Source organism: Ligilactobacillus ubinensis, assembly GCF_024160875.1.
Taxonomy (GTDB): domain Bacteria; phylum Bacillota; class Bacilli; order Lactobacillales; family Lactobacillaceae; genus Ligilactobacillus; species Ligilactobacillus ubinensis.
This window is the reverse complement of sequence record NZ_JAIULA010000046.1, coordinates 1-990: the sequence shown is the minus strand read 5'-3', so window position 1 is coordinate 990 and position 990 is coordinate 1. Positions and strand designations below refer to the sequence as shown.

Below are 990 nucleotides of genomic sequence, written 5' to 3'. Positions count from 1 at the left end.
AAGGGCTTGAATCATTATGGAGAAATTGCTGCTAAATATGGTATTAAAGTAGCTTATCATCATCATATGGGAACGGGCGTTCAAACCAAAGAAGAAACAGACCGTTTGATGGAAAATACAGATCCTAAATTGGTGGGTCTATTGTATGATACAGGGCATATTTCTGTTTCAGATGGTGAATACTTACCGCTTTTGAAAGCTCATATTGATCGCATTGTTCATGTTCACTTCAAAGATGTAAGAAAAGATAAAGAAAAAGATAGTCGGCAACGAGGCTTGACTTTCCAAGGTTCATTCTTGAATGGAATGTTTACTGTGCCAGGAGATGGAAATCTTGACTTTAAACCTGTTTTTAAGGAATTACTTGAACATAATTATAAAGGGTGGATTGTCGTTGAAGCGGAACAAGACCCAGAAAAAGCTAATCCACTTGAAATGGCACAAAAAGCACATAGATATATTGAAAACGAGTTATTAAATTAATTAAATATAGAAAGAGGTTTAAATTATGACTAAAGCACATGTTTTAAAAGTTGGAATTGTTGGAATTGGTTTTATTGGATCAGATCATTTACATCGATTGACAAAAACAATTGCGAATGTTGAAGTAACAGCTGTTTGTGATATTGTACCTGGGAAAGCTCAGAAAGTATTGGATGAACAAGGGTTAAAAGCTAAAGATTATGCTAATTATCAAGATTTAATTGATGATCCAAATGTTGAAGTTGTAGTTTGTACAGCAAGCAATGAAGCACACTATGAAATAGTAATGGCAGCATTGAAAGCTGGAAAATTTACTTTCTGTGAAAAGCCATTAGCTTTGGATGCAAAAGAATGCTTAGATATTATTGCAGAAGAAAAGAAATACGGTCATCGTATGTTACAAGTAGGTTTTATGCGTCATTATGCACCAGAATATGTTCAGATGAAAAAGATGATTGACGATGGTGTAATTGGACAACCGTTAATGATTGATGAACGTCACTATAA

2 protein-coding genes are annotated in these 990 nt (G+C 34.0%); both read left to right on the top strand.

Going from position 1 to position 990, the window contains the following annotated elements:
* The coding region (locus LB941_RS12240) for a TIM barrel protein (protein ID WP_253362268.1) at window positions 1–483 on the top strand (483 nt) is incomplete at its 5' end.
* A 25-nt stretch (window positions 484–508) separates the two neighbouring features.
* Window positions 509–990: Gfo/Idh/MocA family protein (locus LB941_RS12235; protein WP_253362267.1), on the top strand; the 482-nt coding region annotated here is incomplete at its 3' end.